Origin of the sequence: Maricaulis sp. MIT060901 (assembly GCF_047123815.1) — a bacterium.
GTDB lineage: Bacteria > Pseudomonadota > Alphaproteobacteria > Caulobacterales > Maricaulaceae > Maricaulis.
Genome location: NZ_CP138920.1, coordinates 3,168,855 through 3,187,903 on the forward strand (window position 1 = coordinate 3,168,855; position 19,049 = coordinate 3,187,903).

At 59.0% G+C, this 19,049-nt stretch carries 15 protein-coding genes and 2 tRNA genes; 11 read left to right on the forward strand and 6 right to left on the reverse strand.

All coding sequences use genetic code 11. The annotated features are described in order from the left end of the window. The first annotated feature begins 76 nt into the window (after positions 1 to 76). The 3 genes from SIC17_RS15670 (at position 77) to SIC17_RS15680 (ending at position 5,463) form a co-directional block, all read left to right on the forward strand. A complete protein-coding gene (locus tag SIC17_RS15670; RefSeq protein ID WP_412545956.1) occupies positions 77 to 1,588 on the forward strand; it encodes an NAD(P)H-hydrate dehydratase in 1,512 nt (503 codons plus the stop codon). A 70-nt stretch (positions 1,589 to 1,658) separates the two neighbouring features. After that, a complete protein-coding gene (locus tag SIC17_RS15675) occupies positions 1,659 to 3,938 on the forward strand; it encodes an NADP-dependent malic enzyme (protein ID WP_412545957.1) in 2,280 nt (759 codons plus the stop codon). A gap of 91 nt (positions 3,939 to 4,029) precedes the next feature. Further along, the gene (locus SIC17_RS15680) at positions 4,030 to 5,463 is read left to right on the forward strand and encodes an MATE family efflux transporter (protein ID WP_412545958.1); all 1,434 of its coding nucleotides are present in this window, start codon (positions 4,030 to 4,032) and stop codon (positions 5,461 to 5,463) included. On the opposite strand, the gene SIC17_RS15685 is transcribed toward SIC17_RS15680, so the two are convergent. Then, positions 5,460 to 6,041 carry a methyltransferase domain-containing protein gene (locus SIC17_RS15685; RefSeq protein ID WP_412545959.1) on the reverse strand — a complete coding sequence of 194 codons (582 nt, stop codon included), beginning with the start codon at positions 6,039 to 6,041 and terminating at the stop codon, positions 5,460 to 5,462. The genes SIC17_RS15680 and SIC17_RS15685 overlap by 4 nt on opposite strands. A gap of 62 nt (positions 6,042 to 6,103) precedes the next feature. Further along, positions 6,104 to 7,315 (reverse strand): hypothetical protein, encoded by a 1,212-nt coding sequence (locus SIC17_RS15690; RefSeq protein ID WP_291896070.1) that lies wholly within the window; start codon positions 7,313 to 7,315, stop codon positions 6,104 to 6,106. 147 nt (positions 7,316 to 7,462) lie between these two features. Between SIC17_RS15690 and SIC17_RS15695 the strand changes: the two genes are divergently transcribed. From SIC17_RS15695 to pheA, 6 genes are all read left to right on the forward strand, one after another. Then, positions 7,463 to 7,547: transfer RNA gene (locus tag SIC17_RS15695), tRNA-Leu, on the forward strand. Positions 7,548 to 7,756: 209 nt separating this feature from the next. Further along, positions 7,757 to 9,283: a trigger factor gene (gene tig, locus SIC17_RS15700; RefSeq protein WP_412545960.1), complete on the forward strand. Its 1,527-nt coding sequence runs from the start codon at positions 7,757 to 7,759 to the stop codon at positions 9,281 to 9,283. A gap of 187 nt (positions 9,284 to 9,470) precedes the next feature. Next, complete coding sequence (locus SIC17_RS15705; RefSeq protein ID WP_291898802.1) at positions 9,471 to 10,100, forward strand: ATP-dependent Clp protease proteolytic subunit; 630 nt, start codon at positions 9,471 to 9,473, stop codon at positions 10,098 to 10,100. A 164-nt stretch (positions 10,101 to 10,264) separates the two neighbouring features. After that, positions 10,265 to 11,539, forward strand: coding sequence for an ATP-dependent Clp protease ATP-binding subunit ClpX (clpX, locus tag SIC17_RS15710; protein WP_291896063.1), 1,275 nt, complete (start codon positions 10,265 to 10,267; stop codon positions 11,537 to 11,539). Positions 11,540 to 11,673: 134 nt separating this feature from the next. Continuing rightward, a complete protein-coding gene (lon, locus tag SIC17_RS15715; RefSeq protein WP_412545961.1) occupies positions 11,674 to 14,076 on the forward strand; it encodes an endopeptidase La in 2,403 nt (800 codons plus the stop codon). Between the two features lie 273 nt (positions 14,077 to 14,349). Beyond that, positions 14,350 to 15,504 (forward strand): prephenate dehydratase, encoded by a 1,155-nt coding sequence (gene pheA, locus SIC17_RS15720; RefSeq protein WP_291896060.1) that lies wholly within the window; start codon positions 14,350 to 14,352, stop codon positions 15,502 to 15,504. Between the two features lie 71 nt (positions 15,505 to 15,575). Here pheA and SIC17_RS15725 read toward each other — a convergent pair whose 3' ends face one another. Together SIC17_RS15725 and SIC17_RS15730 are read right to left on the reverse strand one after the other, a co-directional pair. Then, complete coding sequence (locus SIC17_RS15725; protein ID WP_291896058.1) at positions 15,576 to 15,845, reverse strand: YiaA/YiaB family inner membrane protein; 270 nt, start codon at positions 15,843 to 15,845, stop codon at positions 15,576 to 15,578. 1 nt (position 15,846) lies between these two features. Next, entirely contained in the window at positions 15,847 to 16,542 is a 696-nt protein-coding gene (locus SIC17_RS15730; protein WP_291896057.1) for a PspA/IM30 family protein, read from the reverse strand. A gap of 204 nt (positions 16,543 to 16,746) precedes the next feature. Here SIC17_RS15730 and SIC17_RS15735 point away from each other — a divergent pair, with 204 nt between their 5' ends. Beyond that, positions 16,747 to 17,280 carry a TetR/AcrR family transcriptional regulator gene (locus SIC17_RS15735; RefSeq protein ID WP_412545962.1) on the forward strand — a complete coding sequence of 178 codons (534 nt, stop codon included), beginning with the start codon at positions 16,747 to 16,749 and terminating at the stop codon, positions 17,278 to 17,280. Positions 17,281 to 17,339: 59 nt separating this feature from the next. Further along, positions 17,340 to 17,415: transfer RNA gene (locus tag SIC17_RS15740), tRNA-Val, on the forward strand. A 225-nt stretch (positions 17,416 to 17,640) separates the two neighbouring features. Here the strand turns inward: SIC17_RS15740 and SIC17_RS15745 are convergent. Further along, on the reverse strand, positions 17,641 to 18,609 hold the full coding sequence (locus SIC17_RS15745) for a DUF1501 domain-containing protein (RefSeq protein WP_412545963.1): 969 nt from the start codon (positions 18,607 to 18,609) through the stop codon (positions 17,641 to 17,643). After that, a complete protein-coding gene (locus SIC17_RS15750; protein ID WP_412545964.1) occupies positions 18,606 to 19,040 on the reverse strand; it encodes a twin-arginine translocation signal domain-containing protein in 435 nt (144 codons plus the stop codon). The genes SIC17_RS15745 and SIC17_RS15750 overlap by 4 nt, the downstream gene beginning before the upstream one ends. Positions 19,041 to 19,049: the final 9 nt, after the last annotated feature.

Genomic DNA, 19,049 nt, shown 5'->3' on the forward strand with positions numbered 1-19,049 from the left:
AGCAGTCGGCAAGGTGTGATATGCGATGAACGGGAAACTGCTCGATCATGAAGCAGTGCTGCTACGAATTGAAGCAATGATGCAGAAGGCGATCCTGTCCACCGCGGATATCGGCCGCTGCGACTGCTATGCGATTGAACATGGCGTGGCGGGCACGGTTTTGATGGAGAATGCCGGTCGGGCAGTCGCAAAGGCGATCTGTCAGCGCTGGGCTCCGCGCCCGACCCTGATTCTGTGTGGCCCCGGGAATAACGGCGGCGATGGTTATGTCGTCGCGCGATACCTTCGGGACCAGGGCTGGCCGGTGACGCTCGCCAGCCTGGTCGAGCCGAAGGCGCTGAAAGACGATGCGCTCTGGGCCTATCAGCAATGGAGCGGGGACACCCGGCTTGCATCCCGGGCTCGGACCGAGGATCAGGCCCTCATTGTAGACGCAATGTTCGGGGCCGGCTTGACGCGCCCACTTGATGGGCCGGCCGCGGATCTTGTGCGGGCGAGTAATACGGCTGACGCCATTCGCGTGGCCATTGACCTTCCTTCGGGGTTGTCCGGTGATATGAGTGCGTTGGAGGGGCCTGTTTTCCACGCGGATCTGAGTGTCACCTTTCACCGTTGCAAACCAGCCCATTTCCTGCAGCCTGGAGCTGATCTATGCGGCGAGGTGGTGCTCGCGGATATCGGTATCCCCAATGGCTGGCAGGCCGAGATAACGCCGGTCGCTTACTGGAATGTCTCCGAGACCTGGCGACAGCGTCTACCGTGCTCCGGGGCAGACACCCACAAACACCAGCGCGGTCGCCTCGCAGTTTTTTCCGGACCTGCTGGCTCTACAGGCGCCGCGCGCCTGGCCGCCATGGCTGGATTACGAACAGGGGCAGGCCTGGTCACAGTGGTTTCTCCGAAAAATGCCATGGCCGAAAACGCGGAGCATCTGACGGCGATCATGTTGCGCGAGGCGGAGGTTCAAGCAGGGGACGACCTGTCCGCATTACGAGCCACGTCTGCCGTGATGGGGCCGGCTTATGGGACCGGTCTGACGACACGTGACCAGGTGCTGGCAGCACTGGGCGGTGACACCAAGATGGTGCTGGATGCGGATGCGTTGAGCAGTTTCGAGGGGCATAAGGATGCGTTGTTTGCAGCCCTGCGAGCGGAAGACGTTCTGACGCCGCACTTCGGCGAGTTTCGGCGCCTTTTCCCGGGGATCGCGCTCGGACCAGAGAACAAGATCGAAATCGTTCGCGAGGCGGCGGAGAAAGCGGGTTGTGTCGTCCTGCTCAAGGGTGCGGACACGGTTATCGCCGCGCCGGGGCAGACCCCGGTGGTGAACACCCATGCTTCCCCCGTGCTGGCAACGGCTGGCAGCGGGGATGTGCTGGCGGGATTGATCGCGGGATTGATTGCCCAGGGCGTTGACAGTTTTACAGCTGCGTGTGCTGGCGCCTGGATTCATGGCGATGCCGGATGGCGCTTCGGGCAAGGTCTGGTCGCGGAAGATTTGCCGGGCTCGGTTGCTGAGACGCTGCGCCGACTCGAAGCGTCTGCACGGCGGGCCGAGGTTTATGAGCGCCTCGCAAATCGGGTGTGAACAGAAGGGGACTTGGCGGAACCAGCGGAGCGGTTCATGTTTGCGGTCCCACCTTTGATGCGAGACATGCATGCCCGCTGACCATCCGTCCAATACTGCCAGTGCTCTCGACGCAGAAGCGCTGCGCTTTCACATGAAACCCACCCCCGGCAAGATCGGACTCGCGGCGACCAAGCCGATGGCGACGCAGCGTGATCTCGCCCTGGCCTATTCACCGGGCGTGGCAGCACCCGTAAGAGCGATCGCCGCCGATCCAGATGCGGCATATGACTATACCTCCAAGGGCAATATGGTCGCCGTCGTCTCCAACGGTACAGCGATCCTCGGGCTAGGTGATCTGGGCGCCGCGGCGTCCAAGCCTGTGATGGAAGGCAAGGCGGTTCTGTTCAAGCGATTTGCTGATCTGGACGCGTTTGATGTCGAGGTGGAATACACCGATCCTGACAAGTTCATCGATTGTGTGAAGGGGTTCGGGAACAGTTTCGGCGGCATCAATCTTGAGGACATCAAGGCGCCGGAATGTTTCGAGATCGAGCGCCGTCTGCGCGAGGAACTCGATATCCCCGTCATGCATGACGACCAGCACGGCACGGCGATCATCGCGGCTGCGGGGCTTATCAATGCGTGCGACATAACCGGGCGAAAAATCGAGGACCTGAAAGTTGTCCTTTGTGGTGCCGGGGCTGCGGGCCTTTCCGTGCTCGAGCTGATCAAACACCTCGGAGTGAAGGATGAAAACACCATCGTCGTCGATATCGAGGGCGTGGTTTATGAAGGTCGTCCCGGCTGTCACGACCGCCTCGCTAAACACGCCATCGAGACGGATAAACGCACCCTGGCAGAGGCTGCCGAGGGCGCGGACTGCCTGCTGGGGCTGTCGGCTGCGGGGGTGTTCACAAAGGACATTGTAGCCTCGCTGGCGCCTCGACCAATCATATTCGCCATGGCCAACCCGACACCGGAGATTACTCCTGAAGAAGTGTCCGAGGTGCGTGATGACGTGATCATGGCTACGGGACGTTCCGACTACCCCAACCAGGTGAATAACGTTCTGGGCTTCCCCTATATCTTCCGCGGCGCTCTGGATGTCCGTGCGACCGAGATCAATGAGGACATGAAGGTCGCCGCCGCGCGGGCCCTGGCGGCCCTGGCGCGCGAGGATGTTCCTGATGAAGTGGCCAATGCCTACAAGGTTGACCGTCTCCAATACGGTCGCGACTACATCATTCCGACCCCGTTTGATCCGCGCCTGATCTACTGGATCCCGCCCTTTGTCGCCGAGGCCGCCGTCAACAGTGGCGTCGCGCGGCGTCCGATCGCTGATATCGAGGCCTACAAGCAGCAGCTGGCGCGCCGTCTCGATCCGACAGCTTCAATGCAGCAGCGCATTACCGCTTCCATTCGCAAGGAAGAAAAGCGAATCGTCTTTGCCGAGGGCGAGGAGCCGGCGGTGATCCGAGCGGCGCATGCGTTCGAGAACCAGGGGCTTGGCAAGGCGATCCTGATCGCGCGAGAGGAAATTGCCCGGAAGAATATGCGCGAGCTTGGCCTGCCCGATGACGCGCTGGAGATCTGCAATGCGCGGCTTTCCGAGCACAATCAGGACTATGCCGATTTCCTTTACACCCGTCTTCAGCGCAAGGGCTATCTCCGCCGGGACGTGCAGCGTCGAGTTAACAATGATCGCAATGTTTTCGCTGCCTGCATGCTCAAAATGGGGCAGGCCGACGGGATGGTGACAGGCGTTACCCGCCACTCCAACGGTGTGATGAAGGATGTGAAACTCGTGCTCGGCCCGGCCGAGGGCGGTCGGGTGGTTGGCATCGCTGCCGCGATTACTCCGGGACGCACCATCCTGATGAGTGATGTCACTGTCGACGAGTTTCCCGATGCTCAGGGACTGGCTGAAATCGCCATAGCGACGGCCAATGCCGCCAAGCGCCTGCGTCTGACACCGCATCTGGCGTTCCTGTCGTATTCCAGTTTCGGCAATCCTCCGGGCGAGCGCACCGAGAAGATCCAGCAAGCCGTGCGCATACTGGACGAGATGGGCGTGGATTTTGAGTACGAGGGCGAAATGGCGGCCGATGTGGCGCTGGACCCGGACCATCATCGGCTTTACCCGTTCTCGCGTCTGACCCAGCCGGCAAATGTGCTGATCATGCCGGCAGTCCATTCCGCATCGATCGCACTGCGATTGCTGAAATCCGCGGGTGGGGCGACCGTCATCGGCCCGATGCTCGTGGGGCTCGAAAAACCTGTTCAGATCGCGCGTCTGGGTTCGTCGGTGTCCGATATTGTCAACCTCGCGGGCATTGCGGCCTACGACCTCAATACAGTCGATGCATAACGGTCATTCGCCGTGTTCACGAAAACGAGGGGTGCATGCGAGGATGTGGCGGCCTATCTAGTGCGCTCTTGTGTGTTTGAAAGGACTGGCCATGGCGGGACGTCAGGCGAATGATCTGACCCAGGGCTCGGTGTTCGGGCACCTTGTACGCATGGTCATGCCGATGAGTTTCGGCATTCTGGCCATGATGCTCGTCGGCATTATCGATACCTTCTGGGTGGGAACCCTGGGTACGGCGCAACAGGCCGCCGTACAGATGAGTTTCCCGGTGACCATGCTGGTTATGTCCGTTTCCATCGGCCTGGGCGCCGGAGCGGTCTCGGCTGTCTCCCGGGCAGCCGGGCGCAAGGACGGCACCTCAATTCCACGCATTTCCACTGACGCCCTGAGTCTGTCGATTATCTCGGTGGGCCTGGTGTCCATTCTTGGGATCGTTTTTGTCGAAGAGATTTTCGCGGCGCTTGGTGCCAGCGAAAGCATGATGCCACATGTGGTCGACTACATGACGGTCTGGTTCGCAGGCATCCTCCTGATCGTCGGCCCAATGGTGGCCAGCAACATCCTGCGCGCACTCGGCAATGCGACCGTGCCCAGCCTGATGATGATCGCAGCCGCTTTCATCAACATGATCCTCGACCCGATTTTCATTCTCGATGATGTCTTCGGCTGGTTCCCGGGGCTGGGCTGGGGCGTGTCCGGCGCTGCACTGGCAACGGTCGTCGCCAACGGCGCGACTTTCCTGATGGTTTCCGCCTACCTGGTGTTCAAGGAAAAGCTGATCGATTTCAGCTGGCCGGGTTTTGGTGAAGTCCTGCACAACTGGGCGGATATTGCGCGAGTCGGTATTCCGGCCTGTATTTCCAATGTCTTCAACCCGCTGGCCCTGACCATTGCCATGTCCGGCCTGGGAATGGCGCGCTTTGGTGATGCTGCCGTAGGCGGTCTTGGCGTTGCGGGGCGCGTTGAGGCTTTCGCCATCGTCCCGTTGTTTGCCCTGTCAGCCTGCATCGGGGCTGTCACCGGCCAAAATGGCGGAGCCAATAATCTTGATCGTGTGCGCGAGGCATTCCGGTCCTCGTTTGTATTCTGCATCATCTGGAGTTTTGCGATCGCGGCGTTGTTGTGGGTTGTCGCTGGTCCGTTGGCCGCCGCCTTCCTTCCCAGCGAGGAGGGGCAGTCCATTGCGCGCACCTATTGGCAGATCGTCCCGCTGACTGTTGCCGGTTATGGCATCACCATCTCGGCGAGTGCCGGTTTCAATGGGCTTGGCCGTCCCGGGCATGCCCTGGTGATCACTGCTGGCCGAGCGATCGGATTGGTGATCCCCGGTGTGATCATCGGTGCCCAGGTATTTGATTCACCGCTGGGTCTGATCTGCGGTTTTGCAGCCGCGAATGTCATCGCAGGCCTTCTGACCGCAGGCGCAGTTCTCACCTTTGCGCCGATGACCGCGAAACATGGCAAGCAACGCAAGCCGGTGGCTTCGACTGAAGAACCGAAAACATCCGACGAAGAGCGGGCCTAGCGCCGTCTCAATACGCCTGCGAGCTCAGGTTTGTCGTTGAGGTTGGGGTGAGGATAGGGCGTGAAGCTCTCGTTTTCCGGCCAGTCCCATCGATTAGCCGGGAACAGCGTGTGCATCGCTTCCAGAGAGCAGGCATAGGGTGGCCCGCCACGCTCGGTTTTTTGCATGAACAGGGCCAGGAAGCCTCCGCCCGGTTTCAGCCAGCGATAAGCGCAGGCCTCATAGGTTTCGCGCAAGGCTGGCGCGATGGCGCAGAGAAATGTCTGTTCATAGATCAGGTCGATGGGGTGGCTGGGCGCCCAGGTGAAAGCGTCGCCTGCGATCAGTTCGGCATCCAGCCCGCGTTCCTCGAGCCTTTCGCGCTGCCAGCCGATAGCTGTTTCCGAGAGGTCGAAACCAGTGACTTTCAGGCCTAACGAGGTGAGATGAACGAGTTCAGGTGAACGTCCGCATCCCGGAATGAGCACGCGGGAACCCGGTTGGAATACGCCTGCGCTGGCCCAGTCAGAAATGACCGGGTGCAGTCTTGACCGCTCCCAGGGCGTGGAGTTTTCCTGGAATCTCTGTTCCCAATCCATGGCTTGCCTCAATCTCTCAAGGCGAGACTAGAGCGAGCCGAGTTTCCGGACAAACGGGAAGGTCAGGCCGCCTTGGCAATGCGGCAGAGATCGACGATCGACAGGGGACGCAGCGGCGACGGGCGTGCGGCTTCTGGCACCAGGCCCGGCCCGCACAACATGCGAACACCGCAGGCCATGGCCTGTTTCAAAGTCTTTAGATCACGCACATCATCCAGCAGGAATGGGGCAGACATGGCGCCCGCCGCCCGGACAGCATTGTTCAGGGCAGCGGAGTCATGATCAAGCATGCCCTCGCTTTCGAAATTGGCGGGGCGCAGGGCGCGGGCCGAGAAGACATTGACGCCGCGCTCTTCAAAGGAGGACAGCTCAGCTTGGCCAAATGGTTGGTCCAGCATCAGGCTGAAGCCCTGATCGGCGAACTCCTCCAGAGCCGGAAAGGCGTTGCCGTGGGGAATGTCTGCGGCCTCCAGGCGCAACCAGAAACTCTTGCGAGCCACTTCCGGAACGCCGGCCAGGCATTCCAGGAATCGGGTGCGGTTTTCCGCATTCAAGAGAGTCGTCTCGTGGATCGAGATGGCAAATGTGTTGCGTTTCTTCTTCTTGAAGAATGCGAGAAAGGCCTGGAAGGCAGAACGCGCGGCGACCAGGTCGAGCGTGAGATGTTCGACATCACTCATCCGGGTCTCGATGGCGCGGCGCCCTTCGATGAGGCGGCCTTCGACATGAACCTTGGAAAAACAGTAATTGGCGGTTATGGCTTGGCGCTCAGCGTCCCAGATCGGTCGGAAGCAGGCTTGAGCATTTTCCGCCCCGGGACCCAGCTCGTGGAGCGGGGGCAGGGAGTCCATGGACGGGATGTCTGGTGCCTTCGCTGGCGCGGGCGGCTTTGATGATGTCGCTATCTGAGCGAGCTCGCCTGGCGATACCGACTGGGCGTCGCTGGCGACTTCCAGGTCAGGCAGATCCGGATGGCCCAGGAAGAAGGCGATCATCTCTTCGGTGATCTTCTCGACTTCTTCAGCGATATTGTCGGCGTGTTCCGCGAAGATGATCAGGAAACCTTCTTCGCACGGAACCAGGATGTGTTTGATCGACAGGCGCTTCTCGATGAAATGGGAGGCGGCGTCGAAAATCTTTTTCTTCATGGCCGGCCAGTCATCGCCGGATGCGTCTTTGATGCGATCAAGATTGAGAAGTTGAAACTGGCCGATATCGACCTTTTTCTTCTCCGCGAGGACCGCCTTTAGAATAGTGTTCAGATCAATAGACATCGCCGACAAGCACTTTCCCACCCCTGTACGAATAACTGTATGCGACAGTTTGATTAATATGCGATTGATGACTTGCCCCAGTGTGCGGGGGCTTGCGTCCGGAGCAGGCCCATGTCATCACCCGCGCCCGGTCCGAGAATGACCGATGCGGATGTGGCGAAACTGGTAGACGCGCCAGATTTAGGTTCTGGTGCCGCGAGGCGTGGAGGTTCGAGTCCTCTCATCCGCACCACTCATTGCCTGTAGGTTTCACGAGTTGGAAGCCATCCTGGCTGAATTGCAGGGTGGGGCGGTCGGGAAGAACCGCTTTTCACAGATCAATACAGCTTCAATACACACGCTACAGCGTCGCACCGTTGCGCATGCCAAAACCACGTGACATAACGCGCGCTCGAATTTCAACGCGGTCTCCGCACTAGTCAGAACACCAAGGTCCAACCCATGAACGTCATCGAGAAAGCATCAGAAGGCTTGAGCCGCACTTATGAAGTCGTTTTCGCGGCTGATGATCTGCAAGCTCGCCTGGATGCAAAAATCGAAGAAATCCGTCCGGAAGTTCGCCTGAAGGGCTTCCGCCCGGGCAAAGTTCCGTCCAAGCACATCCGCAAGATGTTCGGCGAATCCATCATGGGCGATCTGCTCAACGAGCTGGTGCCGGAAACCACCCAGAAAGCCCTGGACGAGCGCAAGATCCGCCCGGCCTCCCAGCCGGAGATCGACGTCAAGTCTGACGCCAAGGCTGTTGCTGGTGGTTCCGACTTCACCTTCGAGATCAGCCTGGAAATCATGCCGGAATTCGAGCCGGCCGATCCGTCCAAGTTGAAAGTCGAGCGTCCGGTCGCTGAAGTCGCCGACGCACAGGTCGACGAGGCGCTCGGTGAGCTGTCCGAGAAGAACCGTTCCTACGCAGCCAAGAAAGGCGGCAAGAACGCCAAGGCTGAAGAGGGTGATGTTGTTGTCATCGACTTTGTCGGCAAGATCGATGGCGAAGCCTTTGAAGGTGGCTCCGCCGAAGACAGCCGTGTCGCCATCGGCGACGGCGCCTTCATCCCGGGCTTTGAAGAGCAGCTGGTTGGTGCCAAGCGAGGCGAGGAGCGTGAGTTGAACGTTTCCTTCCCGGAGCAGTACCAGGCCCAGCACCTTGCGGGTAAGGCCGCTGTCTTTGAAGTCACCGTCAAGGATATCGAATCCCCGGAAGAGCCGAAGGTTGACGACGAGCTCGCCAAGCGCCTCGGTCTCGAGGACCTGGACAGCCTCAAGGACGTTCTCAAGAAGAACATCGAAAGCGAGCACGCCCAACAGTCCCGCATGAAGGTCAAGCGCGTCCTTCTGGACCAGCTGGACAGCGAGCATAGCTTTGACCTGCCGCCGAAAATGGTGGAGGCCGAGTTCGCCAACATCTGGCGCGAGGTTTCCCACGCGATCGAGCACGATCACCTTGAAGACGAAGACAAGGGCAAGTCGGAAGACCAGCTCAAGGACGAATACCGCGGTATCGCGGAGCGTCGTGTCCGTCTCGGCCTGGTGCTGGCTGAAATCGGCCGCGCCAACAATGTTGATGTGACCCAGGAAGAGCTTTCCCGCGCGGTCAACCAGGAAGCCATGCGCTATCCGGGTCAGGAGCGCCAGGTTGTCGAGTTCTACCAGAAGAACCCGAACGCTATCGCCCAGCTGCGTGCACCGATCTATGAAGAGAAGGTCGTCGACTACATCCTCGAGCAGGCTGATGTGAGCGAAGTTTCCGTATCGCGCGAAGCGCTCTTCGCCGACGAGGACGAGGAAGCGCCGAAAAAGGCTCCGGCCAAGAAAAAAGCTCCGGCCAAGAAGGCAGCTGCGAAGAAGGCTCCGGCCAAGAAGGCAGCTGCCAAGAAGGACGACGCCAAGGACGAGAAGCCGGCTGCCAAGAAAAAGGCACCTGCGAAGAAAAAGGCTCCGGCCAAGAAGGCGGCTGCAAAAAAAGACGCCTAGGCCTAACAGTCTCATTTTAAAACAGAACGCCGGTGCCTATATGTGCACCGGCGTTTTGTTTTTGGTCATACCTTGCAGTCTAGAGCTGTGCTGATGGCCTTGCCTCGTCGGGCGAGCGCCGCAATAGTTCTGATTACTTCCCATGAATCGGCGGCGTCCGCTGTGCCGATACCCCAAGGAGCGCGATATGAGAGATCCCCAGGATGTGATGATGAATCTTGTTCCCATGGTCGTCGAGCAGACCAGCCGGGGCGAGCGTTCCTTTGATATCTTTTCCCGTCTGCTCAAGGAGCGGATTATCTTCCTGACCGGACCGGTCGAGGACCACATGGCGAGCCTGGTCATTGCCCAGCTGCTCTTCCTTGAGTCGGAAAACCCGAAGAAGGAAATCTCCATGTATATAAACTCGCCGGGCGGTGTCGTTTCGGCCGGGTTGGGTATCTATGACACGATGAAATACATCCGCAGCCCTGTTTCCACGATCTGTCTGGGCATGGCGGCTTCCATGGGCTCTCTATTGCTGACCGGTGGTGAGAAGGACATGCGTTTTGCCACGCCGAATGCGCGCATCATGGTGCACCAGCCGTCCGGCGGTTTCCGTGGGCAGGCGTCCGACATCGAGCGTCACGCAGCTGACATCATGAAGATCAAGCGTCGTCTGAACGAGATCTATGTCGAGCACACCGGTCGCAAATACGAGGAAATCGAGGCTGCACTGGACCGCGACAATTTCATGTCGGCGGAAGAGGGCAAGGAATTCGGACTGATCGACCAGATCGTTCAGACCCGTGGCGGCGAGGACGCAGCCGAGGACTAGATGTGATTGTTGGCGCGGATCCTGCTTGATCTGCGCTACAACACTGTGGTCGAATAACAGTATGCGGAAACGTTTCGCTAAAGATCGATTGCGATTTTGTACGAAACGAAACTGAAAGCAGGCATGGTATAGACCCAGTGCTTGCGGGTTGAATTGGAGCGGTCATGAGTAAGACGACAGGCGGCGAAGGCGAAGCGAAGAACACGCTGTATTGTTCTTTCTGCGGCAAGAGCCAGCACGAGGTTCGCAAGCTGATTGCGGGACCGACCGTCTTTATCTGCGACGAGTGTGTTGAACTCTGCATGGATATCATCCGTGAGGAGAGCAAGTCTTCGCTGGTCAAGTCCAAGGGCAACGTCCCGGCTCCGCAGGAGATCTTCGATATCCTGAACGACTATGTGATCGGGCAGGGGCATGCCAAGCGCGTACTGTCCGTTGCCGTCCACAACCACTACAAACGTCTCAACCACGCCACCCAGAATGGCGGTGATGTCGAGCTGGCCAAGTCCAACATCCTGCTGATTGGCCCGACGGGTTGCGGCAAGACGCTGCTGGCCCAGACCCTCGCACGCATCCTGGATGTGCCGTTCACGATGGCGGACGCCACCACTCTGACCGAAGCCGGTTATGTTGGTGAGGACGTCGAGAATATCGTGCTGAAACTGCTGCAGGCCGCCGACTACAATGTTGAGCGAGCCCAGCGCGGCATCGTCTATATCGACGAGATCGACAAGATCTCGCGCAAGTCCGACAACCCGTCCATCACCCGTGATGTGTCCGGTGAGGGCGTGCAGCAGGCTCTGCTGAAAATCATGGAAGGCACGGTCGCATCCGTGCCGCCGCAGGGTGGTCGCAAGCATCCGCAGCAGGAATTCCTGCAGGTCGACACCACGAATATCCTGTTTGTCGTTGGCGGTGCCTTTGCCGGTCTCGACAAGGTGATCTCCCAGCGCGGGCAGGGTTCTTCCATCGGTTTTGGCGCCGATGTGCGTGAGCCGGATGATCGTGGCACCGGCGAAATTCTGCGTGATGTCGAGCCGGATGACCTCAACCGTTTCGGCCTGATCCCGGAATTCGTCGGTCGTCTGCCGGTTATCGCAACCCTGGAAGATCTGGACGAGGGTGCCCTGATCAAGATCCTGACCGAGCCGAAAAACGCTCTGGTCAAGCAGTATCAGCGCCTGTTCGAGATGGAAGGCGTTGGCCTGACCTTTACCGAAGATGCGCTCAAGGCGATCGCCCAGCGTGCGATCCAGCGCAAGACCGGTGCGCGCGGCCTGCGCTCGATCATGGAAGGCATTCTGCTGGAAACCATGTTCGAACTGCCTGGCCTTGATGGTGTTGAAGAGGTCGTGGTCAACGGCGAAGTCGTTGATGGCAATGGTAAACCTCTCTACATCTATGCAGACCGCAAGGAAGAGACAGCCGAGGGCGCTTGACGTTCGGCTCTCGGATCGCCACCTGTTGATCTGAAGACAGCCTCAACTGTCACAGTCTTAGCCGCCGGTTCCACCGCGAATCGCGTCAAATTCCCATTGAATGCGACGCGGCTGGAGCCGCGAATGGAGTATCCATGTCCACAGTGAAAACCCTTCCGCTTCTGCCGCTTCGCGACATTGTCGTTTTCCCGCACATGATCGTGCCGCTGTTTGTCGGCCGGGAAAAATCCGTGAAGGCCCTGGAAGAAGTGATGCGGGCGGACAAGCAGATCCTGCTCGCGACCCAGCGTAATGCGTCTGACGATGAACCGGCTCCGAACGCCATTCATTCAACCGGTGTGATCGCGTCTGTCCTGCAATTGCTGAAACTGCCCGATGGCACCGTCAAGGTGCTGGTCGAAGGCGGCGTGCGTGTCGAGATCAGCAAGCACCTCGACAACGAGACCTATCACGAGGCGGAGTGCGAAACGATCATCGAGGACCAGGGCGATGAAAGCGAACACGAAGCGCTGATGCGCTCGGTCGCCGCCAAGTTCGATGACTACGTCAAGCTGAACAAGAAAGTCCCGCCGGAAGCCCTCGCGTCGCTGCCTCAGATCACTGATCCGGGCAAGCTGGCCGATACGATTTCCGCCCACCTGGCCGTCAAGATCGAGGAGAAGCAGAGCCTGCTTGAAGAGACGGATGTTTCTTCGCGTCTCGAACGTGTGCTCGGCCTGATGGAAGGCGAGATCGGCGTGCTGCAGGTCGAGAAAAAGATCCGCAGCCGCGTCAAGCGCCAGATGGAAAAGACGCAGCGCGAATACTATCTGAATGAACAGATGAAGGCGATCCAGCGTGAGCTGGGTGAGGGCGATGACGGCCGCGAGGAACTCGCAGAGCTGGAACAGCGTCTGTCCGAAGCCAAATTGTCCAAGGAAGCGCGCACCAAGGCCGATGCCGAGTTCAAGAAACTCCGCCAGATGAGCCCGATGTCCGCCGAGGCGACGGTTGTTCGCAATTATCTCGACTGGATCCTGGCGCTGCCCTGGGGCAAGCGCAAACGCCTCAAGAACGATCTGGGGCGTGCCGAGGGCATTCTCGACAGCGATCATTATGGTCTGGAGAAGGTCAAGGAGCGCATTCTCGAGCACCTCGCTGTGCAGGCGCGCACCAAGAAGCTGCGTGGCCCGATCCTGTGTCTTGTCGGTCCGCCGGGCGTGGGCAAGACCTCGCTGGGTCGTTCCATCGCCAAGGCAACGGGACGTGACTTTGTGCGCATGTCGCTGGGCGGTGTGCGTGACGAGGCTGAGATCCGCGGTCACCGCCGGACCTATATCGGTTCCATGCCGGGCCGCATCATCCAGTCGATGAAAAAGACAAATTCGTCCAACCCGCTCTTCCTGCTCGATGAGATCGACAAGCTGGGCGCGGATTATCGTGGCGACCCGGCGTCTGCCCTGCTTGAAGTGCTGGACCCGGAACAGAATTCGACCTTTGCCGATCACTATCTGGAAGTCGATTACGATCTGTCCGACATTATGTTCGTGACGACGGCAAACACGCTCAACCTGCCGCAACCCCTTCTCGACCGGATGGAGATCATCCGCATCGCCGGTTACACCGAGGATGAGAAAGTCGAGATCGCCAAGCGCCACCTCCTGCCCAAGACGCTGAAGAACCACGCGCTCAAGGCCGACGAGTGGGAGCTGACCGAGGACGGTCTGCGTGACCTGATCCGCTATTACACGCGCGAAGCTGGCGTGCGTAATCTCGAGCGTGAAATCTCCAATCTGGCGCGCAAGTCCGTGCGCAAGATCGAGAGCGGTGAAGAGAAAACGATCTCTATTACACCGGCCAATCTCAAGGACTATTCCGGTATCCGCAAACACCGTTTCGGTGAGACCGAGAACCAGGACCAGATTGGTGTTGTCACCGGACTTGCCTGGACGGAAGTCGGTGGTGACCTGTTGACGATCGAAGCCGTGCGCATGCCCGGAAAGGGCCAGATGAAGGTCACCGGTAATCTGCGCGATGTGATGAAGGAATCGATCTCCGCAGCGAACTCCTTTGTGCAGTCGCGCGCGCCATCCGTCGGCGTAAAGCCCACCGTGTTCCGCGCAACCGATATCCACGTTCACGTGCCCGAAGGGGCAACGCCGAAGGACGGTCCGTCAGCGGGTATCGGCATGATGACTGCCATCGTCTCCGTGCTGACCGGAATTCCGGTGTGCAAGGACATTGCCATGACCGGCGAGATCACCTTGCGTGGCCGTGTCCTGCCGATCGGCGGGTTGAAGGAAAAACTGCTCGCGGCCCTGCGCGGCGGTGTTAAGACGGTGCTTATTCCGAAAGAGAATGAGAAGGATCTTGAGGAGATCCCGGACAACGTCAAGGAAGGCCTGGAAATCATTCCGGTCGAGACTGCTGATGAAGTCCTCACGCGCGCCCTGGTCGAGCCAGTCGAGCCGGTCGAGTGGACCGAGGCGGACGAGGCTGCCCTGGCGGCGGTTTCCTCTACACCAGGTGGAGGCGAGAGCACGCCGATTGCGCACTAGTTTCACCTGAAACGAATTTGAGCAATAAAATGAGAGCCGGGATGCTTATCCCGGCTCTTTTTTGCAGAAAACGGCGCTTTGTTAACTCTGAGGGGATTGACGCCACCCGACCGGCTGCGCACAGTCTCCGCATGACTTGCACGACTTATTTCTTTTTTGGCTATTTTACCGACGTGACCCGAACGGGGGCGGTGGCCGGATAGTTTGCGTGACAAGCAACAAGTTTCCAGGACCTCCCCGAGCGGGAGGTCCTTTTCATTTGGGGTAAAGGACATGAGCGACACACAAGCGAGGGACCAGGTCCGTCAGCAGATTTCCGAACTGGACCGGTTATTGATCGACACCATCGCGAAACGCGGTGACCTGGTGGAGGAAATCCTCCGCGCCAAGGCCGAACAGGGGTTGCCAGTGCGCGATCGTGAGCGCGAGCAGGCCGTGCTTCTCGATGCTGTTGAACGCGGCAAGTCCCAAGGTGTGGCGCCGGAACTGGTAGAGGGCCTGTTCCAGGGCCTGTTCGAAGCGTCGATCCAGCGCCAGCGCACCCATTTCGACAGCATGCGCGATGAAGACCTCAACGAAGCAACTGTCGCCTATCTCGGCGGCCCAGGAAGCTACAGCCATATCGCTGCCCAGCGTGTGTTTGAACGCCGCAATGCGAGTGTCGTTCCGGCCCCCAAACGCGACTTCATCTCCATCTTCCGCGCTGTGGAGAGCGGCGAGGTGGATTTCGGTGTTATCCCCATCGAGAACACCACGACCGGTTCCATCAATGAAGTTTATGACCTTCTTCTCGCTGGCAATGCCCGTATCGTTGGTGAGTTCCTTTTGCGCGTCGATCACTGCCTGATTGGCCGGTCCACGGGGCTGGGGCGCATCAGTCGCGTCTATGGCCACCCTCAGGCGCTGGCGCAGTCACGCCGCTGGCTGGCCGGACATCCCGAGATCGAGTCCCACATGGCGTCCAGTTCGACCCGTGCGCTTGAGCGCTTGCTTGAGGATGATGATACGGCCGGCGTGATCGCGGGGGCTGACGCCGCTGCGCTCTTTGGATTTGACATCCTGGAAAGCGGTGTTGGCGATCACGAGCAGAATATCACGCGTTTCATCGTTCTGGGACGCGACAGCAAGAACCCGACGCGTGAGGTCGAGTGCAAGACATCGATGATGTTCACCACACGTGATACGCCGGGCGCGCTCGTGGATGCGCTGATGGGGTTCCGCGATGGGGCCGTGAACCTGGTCAAGCTGGAAAGCCGTCCCATTCCGGGCAATCCCTGGGAAGAGATGTTCATCATGGATGTGGATGGCCATGTCGAGGACAGGGTCATCAAGGACGCGATGGCCGTGCTCGAGGAGCACACACGTGAGATCAAGCAGCTGGGCTGTTACGCGTCCGATCGTATTGATCAGGTGAGTATCGCCGAGTAGGTCACGGCAGACTATTCCCAGAATCGGCTCATCGGGTTTACAAGCCCCGATGAGCCGTTTTGCTGTCAGGCCTACGCCGCATCCTTGGATGCATATTCACTCAGCAATTTTTCCTGCTTGGCGCGTTCGACCTTGCTGGAAAATTGCTCATTGATCCGCACTTCCTGCAGCGTTTTTACCAGGGTGATGAGAGAGCCGCAGAGGAATAGGATCCCCATGCCAAGATAGCCCTTGGTCGACAGATCAACCGGCATCAGCAAAAGGGAGAGGGAGAGCATGCCCAGGGCAATAGCCACACAGGCATAATTGAAACCGATCCAGAGTTTTGATTGTTCCAGCATGTCATTTCTCCTCGTCCTGGCTCATGCCAGCGCGAATGCGGGCCAGCACGGCGTCGGTTGAGTGGGGAGCAGGGGCTCCGCAGCCTTCTGCAGCCAGTCGGTCCAGTACAGTGTCTGGGTCGTTTTCGGTCGCGATTTCCTCCAGGATCTCCATATGTTCATAGGCGTCTGGTTGATCGAGGAAGGCGTTGAGTACACGCTCGCCCTCAATGAGCGCTGCAATGCCGGTAATATCCCCGCTCAACTCCGCCGTCGTTCTGCGCTCGGCCGCCACCGTCCGGGCCGTAGAGAGCCCCTGTTTCAACTCCAGCAACCGGGTTTGGCCGGAATCGATCATCCGGCGCAGTCGTTCGATGGCGAGTTGGTTCCTGGAAATGGATGTGTCGAGGCGTTCGACATCACGTTCCAGCCGCGCCAGATGTCCTGCCGCATCCTCTGCAAGGGCCGTCAGGTCAGAACACAGTGCCTTTTTAATCCTATTTTCCAGCTCTCTCGCCTGGCCGGTCAGGCTGGTGCGTGAACCGGTTTCATTCCTTTCCTTTAGGATCAGCCCGGCGAGGCGCTGTTTGGCATTGGCCTGCGCCATCTCAGCATCCTCGATTCTCTGCTCCAGTATGGTGATAGCATTCTGGCGCTCGATGGAGCGCTCGGTCTTGCGGACTTCGCCCCGCATGACGGTCATCAAGGTAGAGAACATCGATACCTCCATAAATGAACAATGTTCATAAACAGAGTGGAAGCGAATATCATTCATTCAAGGTGTAAAATGAACCTTGTTCATTAAATAATATTATGGTTGAACGTAGAAATGGAAACGAATTCACGTAACGCGCGGGGGCGAGGGCGCCCGCCTCTGTCAGACGGTGTCCGCCAGCGGCTGTTATCCCATGCGCGTGAACTCTTGCGTTCCGGCGAGCAGGAAAAGCTTCCGATACGCCAGCTTGCCGCGAGTGCGGGCGTAAGTACAGGTTCATTCTACAAGTTTTTTCCTGATCAGCATGCGCTGCGCGAAGCCTTGGCCATGGATGTCTATGCCGAACTGGCGCTGATCCTGGATCGTACATTGACTCAAGCCGCGGAACGCTCGGTCCTGGAACGGGTCATGCAAATGGCTGTGTCCTACGTCGACTATGTGCAGGCGAACGAGAAACTTTGGGCGAATCTCCTGGAGTTCCGGCGCCAGTATCGAGATTCGAATGCGCTGGCTGTTGAGGCCGAAAATGCACTCTTTGGTGTGCTTGAAGCAGAATTGGATAAACTCGAGGGGGTCAATGAACCCGAGCTTCGTGCCGACCTCGCACGTGCCCTGTGGGCGAGCGTGCATGGCATTACTGTGCAGACGGTTCCCAATAGTTTCAAGGAAGATCCAAAGGGCGATGCCCTGGAACAAATGCGCCTGATAATCGACGCTGTGATCACGCGTTACAGTTCCTAGCGCATGAAGCGCTTGCCAAGGAGCGTTTGGCTTATTAGAACGCGCGCTCCACACCGGATGGGCGGTTAGCTCAGTTGGGAGAGCATCTCGTTTACACCGAGAGGGTCGGGGGTTCGAGCCCCTCACCGCCCACCATCCTTCGACCTGCGGGTTTCGGACGGCGAGCCATTCGGGAAAGCAGGCGAACATTCAGAGTGGATGGTGCGATGTCCTCCGACGCCTTGGCGACGGAGGGTTTTTTGTGCCTTTTTCAGTCTCGCGACAGCTTGTTTCGAAGATGCCTCCTTACGGGATCGGACCGATCGACCCTCGGTGGCGTTTGCGAAAGTGACGCACCTGCACCGGTCAGACTGGGCCGCCTCAGACGAAGGCGGGCGAGCCTGTGAAGTTGCTTAGACCGGGCAGGGCGATGGCCAGTTCCTGATCGTTCAGGCCGAACCAACGCCCCAGAGTGGCTGCATATTGTTCGACCGAGGTCGTGGGGATAAGGCGACCATTTCCGGCGTCCTGGGCGTGTTCGAAGCCGTATTCAGGCATTTGACCATAGATCTGGCGGCCATTGACTGCACCACCGATTATAAAGTGGTGAGATCCCCAGCCATGATCGGTGCCATCACCATTGATGGACAGGGTACGGCCGAAATCCGAGGCGGTGAAGATGGTGACATCATCACTCGCGCCGATTTCGCCCATGGCGGACTGGAAGGCGGCGATACCTGCGGCCAGCTGGGACTGGCGATTGATCAGGTCGCGTGCTTGCGTCGAGTGGGTGTCGAAACCACCCAGTCCGACGAAGAAGACCTGGCGGGAGGCGCCGAGGACATTGCGAAGAGAAATCGCTTCGGCAACCGTGCGCAATTGCTGCGCGAAATACCCACCCGGAAACTCCGTGGTGATCTCGGCGACTTCGTCTCGGGCGTTGGAATAGGCCTCATTGGCGTCCAGGGCCCTGCGGGAACGGTCGGTGATATCCTGTTGGAAGAGATTTGACGGGCTCAGGCCCTGCGACCGGAAATGGTCCTCCATCATCGCCGAGACACCCTGGCCCTCAGCTCCGAAATAGGGAGGCCATTGAATGGCGATCAGATTGTCCGGGCCACCAATGGACAGCTGGTATTGCTGGGCAACATCCCCGGACAGCCAGACTTGGTTCCCGAACGTACTCATGCTGGTGAAGAGGGAGTTCTGGTTGGCATTCGCTTCCAGCGCGGCGTCAGCGAGACGTCCGCCCCAGCCAAACAGGGCACCTTCGGGAGCAGATGACATCCAGGTGGATTGCTGGTCATTGTGGGAGAAAAGCTTGCGTGGAAGCCGAGCCTGGCCATTCAACACCATCTCCCGGTTGGTTGGCTCGAGCAGCGGGCCAACATTCGCGAGGATTGCTGCATCACCCGATTCAAACATGGTGTGGAGGGGGCCAGCTCCTGCGGCAGCGCAAACTGGCGGCCGCCGAGTGAGCCGGCGTTTACAGGGTTGAGCGCCAGCAAATTGTCACGGCTGCGCGGGCTGTTGGCGCTGACATACTGCGAAAACAGGCTTTCGCGCGTGGTTGCGAAACTGTCGTGTGATGCCTGATCGTAGGGGATGACAGCATCATAGTGATCCATCCCTCCGAACAGGAAAACACAAACAAGTGCCTTGTATCCCGTCGTGTCTGCCGCCAGAGCCGGCATCGACATCAGGCTGGTGGTCAGTCCGCCAGTGCCGAGAAGACCGGCTGCGGATGCGCGGGAGAGGAAATCGCGTCGATTGAGTTTCATGAGCTTGTC

Coding starts and splice junctions, on each gene's coding strand:
- pheA (WP_291896060.1), top strand. CDS start 14,350: ATGAGCGACACACAAGCGAGGGACCAGGTCCGTCAGCAGATTTCCGAA.
- clpX (WP_291896063.1), top strand. CDS start 10,265: ATGAGTAAGACGACAGGCGGCGAAGGCGAAGCGAAGAACACGCTGTAT.
- SIC17_RS15725 (WP_291896058.1), bottom strand. CDS start 15,845: ATGCTGGAACAATCAAAACTCTGGATCGGTTTCAATTATGCCTGTGTG.
- SIC17_RS15670 (WP_412545956.1), top strand. CDS start 77: ATGATGCAGAAGGCGATCCTGTCCACCGCGGATATCGGCCGCTGCGAC.
- lon (WP_412545961.1), top strand. CDS start 11,674: ATGTCCACAGTGAAAACCCTTCCGCTTCTGCCGCTTCGCGACATTGTC.
- tig (WP_412545960.1), top strand. CDS start 7,757: ATGAACGTCATCGAGAAAGCATCAGAAGGCTTGAGCCGCACTTATGAA.
- SIC17_RS15675 (WP_412545957.1), top strand. CDS start 1,659: ATGCCCGCTGACCATCCGTCCAATACTGCCAGTGCTCTCGACGCAGAA.
- SIC17_RS15690 (WP_291896070.1), bottom strand. CDS start 7,315: ATGTCTATTGATCTGAACACTATTCTAAAGGCGGTCCTCGCGGAGAAG.
- SIC17_RS15730 (WP_291896057.1), bottom strand. CDS start 16,542: ATGTTCTCTACCTTGATGACCGTCATGCGGGGCGAAGTCCGCAAGACC.
- SIC17_RS15750 (WP_412545964.1), bottom strand. CDS start 19,040: ATGAAACTCAATCGACGCGATTTCCTCTCCCGCGCATCCGCAGCCGGT.
- SIC17_RS15705 (WP_291898802.1), top strand. CDS start 9,471: ATGAGAGATCCCCAGGATGTGATGATGAATCTTGTTCCCATGGTCGTC.
- SIC17_RS15685 (WP_412545959.1), bottom strand. CDS start 6,041: ATGGATTGGGAACAGAGATTCCAGGAAAACTCCACGCCCTGGGAGCGG.
- SIC17_RS15680 (WP_412545958.1), top strand. CDS start 4,030: ATGGCGGGACGTCAGGCGAATGATCTGACCCAGGGCTCGGTGTTCGGG.